Below are 4,864 nucleotides of genomic sequence, written 5' to 3' on the forward strand. Positions count from 1 at the left end.
CGAGCCGCATGTGGGAGGCCGAGGGATGCGCGCCTCTACGCGTCGCGGGGCCGTCCGTCGACCGGCTGAACGCTTGGCTCGCCGCACGGACGGACCGCGACGCCGACGCAGGCGGGGCGCCGCAGCGGACCATCGCTACCTGAGCCGAGCGTCCTTCCCGGCGCTGCGGCATGGCGGCGCAGGCACGACTACCAGGACGGACAAGAGCGGCGGGTATGGCCACTACGCCTGCGCCGGCTGCGCGCCGAAAGACAGGACCGTCCACCCCGGAGGCAGCGGCGCCATGGCTGCCCCCATCGTGCCAGCGATGCAACGCCGCCCGGTCGACGCCACGGCCCATGAAGCACCGTCGTGGCGCCCGGCGCAGGTACGCCGCCCGCCTGTGGCGCCTGCCCACGTTGCCGACCCGAGCCATGCGCAGAAGCCTCTCTATACGTGGCAAGATTCTACTAGGCTCCAAACCCAATCAGGGCTGGCGGCACGGCAATCGCCTGTGATTCAAGCTCCGCATTGAGCGGAGGTCGTGCGATGGCGGGCGAGTTCTGGCTTTCTGACAGACAGTGGTCAGCGATTGCGCCGCTGCTTCCGACCAACCAACCCGGCGCGCGGCGGGTGAATGACCGGCGCGTAATCAGCGGCATCGTCCACATGCTGCGCAACGGCGGACGCTGGCAGGACTGCCCGGCCTGTTACGGGCCGCCGACGACGGTCTACAACCGCTTCCACCGCTGGTCGCAGCGCGGCGTCTGGCAGGCTCTGCTGGAGGCGCTGATCGAGGCCTCGCCCGGCGAACTGCAGCTGATCGACAGCACCACGGCCAAGGCGCACCGATCAGCGGCCGGCGGAAAAGGGGGGCCGACCGCCAAGCCATCGGCCGCTCCCGCGGCGGGCGCGGCACCAAGATCCACCTCGTTACCGACGGGCTCGGCCGCGTCCTCGCCTTCGCCGTCACGCCCGGCCAGCTCGGCGACGCCCGCCCGGCCCTCGGGCTGCTCGCCAACCTGCCGCCACCCCGGCAGTGCCTCGCCGACACCGCCTACGACAGCGACGCGCTGCGCACGTTCATGCTGGATCGCGGCACGCGCCGGTCATCCCGAACAACCCAACGCGGAAGCGACGGCACCCGTTCGACGAGCGCGCCTACCGAAACCGCAACGTCATCGAGCGCGCCATCGGCAGACTGAAGGACTGGCGCCGCATCCACACGCGCTACGACAAGCTCGCCGGAAACTTCGCCTCCGCCGTCGCCATCGCCGCCGTCGTCCAGGGCTGGTTGTGAATGAGTCTGGAGCCTAGAGCGCCTGCATATTCCGAGGCAGCTTTGTGCCTGCGCTGCACGAGGCACTACAGGGCTTGTGCCTGCAAAATCAGACCCTCCGTGCCTGCAATAACCGAGGCAGTGCACCTTCACAAAACGAGGCTCCGAAACAAACTGCGAGCCCGTAACGTCGTGTGCCCGCGCGCTGACGGCGGCTGGCGCGGGCACGATCGCCGACGGCCGACGAGCGCTGTGCCGACGCTCCCGGCGCGATCGGAACAGGGCAGCGTTGATCCTAGGCGGCCACCCGACGACGTCGACAAGTCTTCGGCGGTCGGACATAGTGCCGCCACCGGTTGCTTGCCTCGGTACCGTCGGGCAAAAGCAGCCACGTCAGCGTAAAGCGGTTGGGCGCCCGGCCGGTGCCCCTCGCGACGTCCACGATCCCAAGATCGCTTGCCAGTTCGATTGTACCCGTAACCGCGCCGGGATGTATTCCAAGCTCGACGAGCTGCCGATGCGGCGCAATCAAATGGCCGTTGCAGCGGCCACCGTGCGCGAGATGCTCCCGCATCAGGAAGCTCACCAGCCGCATCGCGTTCAGGCTCAAGTCTTGCCACGCAGCGCTGCACAGCAAGCTCCGCGGCAACATGATGAACGGCTCGGTCGCTTTCATCATGCGCGCCACGTGTGCGCACGCAGGACGTCCAGCCAATCGGTGCCGGCCGCCGGCGGCACATGAACATGGACCGCAAGACCCATACGGCCGACGCGCCGCCCGAGCTCGTACGCCGCGGCCTGTCCGACCAAGTTCGCGTCATTGTCCGCGAAGACATGCAGCCCCGTCACACCGGGCGGCGGAATGAACGAGCGCAGCCCCTCGGCCGACAATGCGGCCCACACGGGCAGGCAGTGCAGCTGATGCGCCGCCAGCGCCGTCTCGACGCCTTCCGCCACGCCCAGAACGCCGCCCGCCTCATGCAAACGCACGGCGGCGGCGCCGATGATGGTGCCCGCGGCCGGCATCAGCTTCTTTCGTGGATCGACGGGCGCGTCGTAGATTCGAAGCACGGACCGGAGCGTCCCGTCGCTGCCGACGACCGGTGCGGTCACGGCCGGATAGTGCCCAACCAGGCCTCCATTTGAGTCGTAGTAGGCGCAGCGGGCAATTCCGCGCAGGGCCGGCGAGGACACGGAAAGACCGCGACGGGCCAGGTAACGCGCGACGACCGACGCATCGTGCCGTTCAGCCAACAGGCGGCCGATGCGTTGCAACCGATCGGCTTCGCAATCGGGTCTTTCCTCGCGGACGGAGATCACCGGCATCGCGTAGCCGCCCATGAACCGGTATGATCCCACGCCTTCGCTCGACGCAGCAGATACAGGGCAGCGCCCGGTCCGCACTGGTTGCAGTAGAACGAACCCGAACCGTCTTTATCGTCGAAGCGCAAGCGATCCCGTCCGCCGCAAACCGGGCACGGGCCGTGCCGGTTGACGAGGTACCGAGCATCGACCCCCAAAAATGGATAAGGACCTCTCGCCACCGGCCCCGGGCTCGCTCGACCGTGCCATGGCGGGTCACGGCGGGGCCTCCACTTGTGGAAACCCCACGGATCGTGCGTGGCGGGGCGCCCGCCGGCGGCCATCTTTCGCGTCGCGCTGCGCCGTCCTCGTCTGGTGGACGCAACCGGTCAGCCCGGCCCGGCAGGGTCGGAGGTGCAACATCCTAATCTCCTTGCAGAAGCCGGCGATGGGTCGGCATCGCACGAGGGCTTCTGGTGGGACGGCCCTTACGCCGCCCCATCCCGTCCGCCCGACGCCGACGCCCTCGCTGTCGGCGTCGATTTCAGTCGGCGCGTTGGACGGGCGCGATCTCCGCGGCGGGCAGCGTGCGCATCCACGCAAGCGCCGCTTCCACGTCGATCAGCGTGCGGCTGCGCAGCTTAATCGCCCGCAGATGCCCGGCGGCGAGCAGCTCATAGGTCCGTGAGCGGCTGATGCCGCTCAGGCGCTGCCAGACGGCGAGCGTCGCGTACGCGGGATACCCGATCGGGCTCGCCGCGCGCCCCGGCGCGTCGCCGATCGGTTGTGTTTTGCAGTCCATGGGTGGCCCCCGATGTCGATGGATCGTCCGCCATCGGTAGGCGAGGCCCGCGCGCTCCGTCCGCTAAGTACTGCTCAGTCTGAGCGGTTCTGAGCGGTTGCAGTCAGGTCCGGGACGCCGCAGGGGACCCGTCGTCAGCTGAGAACCTCGCGAGACATACGTGGCGCCGCGTCCATGCTGATCTGCGGGCTGGAGACGAGGAAGCACAGGCGCAGCCGGATCGCGCGTCTTATGCTCGATGCCGGTCTGGTTGGTGCTGGCCGCCACCTTGGCGGCGCCCCGACTTTCGGGTACGCGCAGCGACGTGAGCGACTGCGATCCGTATTGACACCAACGTAATTCCTTGTAGGCATCAATGAGCGAGGCGTGGGTCCTCCGCAGACCCACACAGCGCATAGCTTTGCGTGCATCGTTTAAGATCAACGCACGTTTTTGGTGCAGTCGCGCTCCTCTGCATCGTCGCCGGACAGGTTGATTGAGTGCGTCATGCCTTGCGCATACGCCGTAATCGGAGGCACCGCCATGACCACCTTCACGCAAAGCGTCTCCACCGTCGCTCAGCTAAACGCCGCGATTGACACGGCAAATAGTCTGACCGACGGCTCCAACGATACCGTCACCTTCACCGGTAACATCGCACTTGCCGCGACGCAGCTCGAGGCGCTCAACCTCGCCGTCGGCGTAACGGTTGACATCAACGGCGGCGGCTACACGCTGGACGGCGGCGGCACCCAGCGCGGGCTGTTCGTCTATGCCGGCAGGGTCGACGTGAGCGATTTGACGATCACCGACACCAAGGCGCTCGGCGGCAAAGGCAACGCGGGCGGTGGCGGCCACGGAGGCCGGGCGCCATCGCGATCGGCAACAACGCGGGCCAGGAGATCATAGCGTGTCAGATACATTCAACCAGTCGGTAAGCACCGTCGCCCAGCTCAACGTGGCAATTCTGGAGGCCGACAGCCTCGCGTCCGGCGCGACGGACACCATCACCTTCACCGGCAACATCGCGCTCGATGGGGCGCAGCTGACGGCGCTCAATATCGCGTCCGACGTGACACTGGACATCAACGGCGGCGGCTACACGATCGATGGCGGCGGCACGCAGCGCGGGCTGTTCGTCTATGCCGGCAGCGTCGATGTGAGCGACCTGACAATCGCCGACACCAAGGCGCTCGGCGGCGCAGGGGGCAGCGGTAATTCGAATAGTGGCGGCGGCGGTGGCGGCGGGGCCGGCCTCGGCGGCGGCCTGTTCATCGGCTCCAACGTGGCGGGCGATGCCGGCGACGTGACGCTGACGGGCGTGACATTCTCCGGCGACGCCGCCACCGGGGGCAACGGCACGAATGGGCTGTTCGGCGGCGGCGGCGGCCTAGGTGGCAACGCCGGGTCGGGCGACTACAGCGGCGGCGGCGGGATCGGGGGCAATGGCGGCAACACCGCCGCCGACGGCCAGCCCGGCATCGTTCCCAAGGCGGCGAAAGGCGGTGGCTCGGGGGGCATCA

General features: G+C 68.2%; 6 protein-coding genes and 1 pseudogene. 3 read left to right on the forward strand and 4 right to left on the reverse strand.

The window, feature by feature from the left end:
- The first annotated feature begins 528 nt into the window (after positions 1–528).
- Positions 529–1,279 (forward strand): annotated as a pseudogene (locus B8460_RS14860) (IS5 family transposase).
- 274 nt (positions 1,280–1,553) lie between these two features.
- Here B8460_RS14860 and B8460_RS14865 read toward each other — a convergent pair.
- The 4 genes from B8460_RS14865 to B8460_RS14880 form a co-directional block, all read right to left on the reverse strand.
- On the reverse strand, positions 1,554–1,934 hold the full coding sequence (locus B8460_RS14865; RefSeq protein WP_148360627.1) for a hypothetical protein: 381 nt from the start codon (positions 1,932–1,934) through the stop codon (positions 1,554–1,556).
- The gene (locus B8460_RS14870) at positions 1,934–2,599 is read right to left on the reverse strand and encodes a toprim domain-containing protein (protein WP_048862393.1); all 666 of its coding nucleotides are present in this window, start codon (positions 2,597–2,599) and stop codon (positions 1,934–1,936) included. Before B8460_RS14870 ends, B8460_RS14865 begins: the two co-directional genes overlap by 1 nt.
- Positions 2,575–2,904 (reverse strand): primase-helicase zinc-binding domain-containing protein, encoded by a 330-nt coding sequence (locus B8460_RS23680; RefSeq protein ID WP_305790497.1) that lies wholly within the window; start codon positions 2,902–2,904, stop codon positions 2,575–2,577. Before B8460_RS23680 ends, B8460_RS14870 begins: the two co-directional genes overlap by 25 nt.
- A gap of 200 nt (positions 2,905–3,104) precedes the next feature.
- A complete protein-coding gene (locus B8460_RS14880; protein ID WP_048862394.1) occupies positions 3,105–3,362 on the reverse strand; it encodes a MerR family transcriptional regulator in 258 nt (85 codons plus the stop codon).
- 522 nt (positions 3,363–3,884) lie between these two features.
- Here B8460_RS14880 and B8460_RS14885 point away from each other — a divergent pair.
- Positions 3,885–4,250 (forward strand): hypothetical protein, encoded by a 366-nt coding sequence (locus tag B8460_RS14885; RefSeq protein WP_048862395.1) that lies wholly within the window; start codon positions 3,885–3,887, stop codon positions 4,248–4,250.
- 1 nt (position 4,251) lies between these two features.
- A partial coding sequence (locus tag B8460_RS14890) for a hypothetical protein (RefSeq protein ID WP_048862396.1) occupies positions 4,252–4,864 on the forward strand: 613 nt, incomplete at its 3' end.

Origin of the sequence: Acidisphaera rubrifaciens HS-AP3, from assembly GCF_000964365.1 — a bacterium.
GTDB lineage: Bacteria > Pseudomonadota > Alphaproteobacteria > Acetobacterales > Acetobacteraceae > Acidisphaera > Acidisphaera rubrifaciens.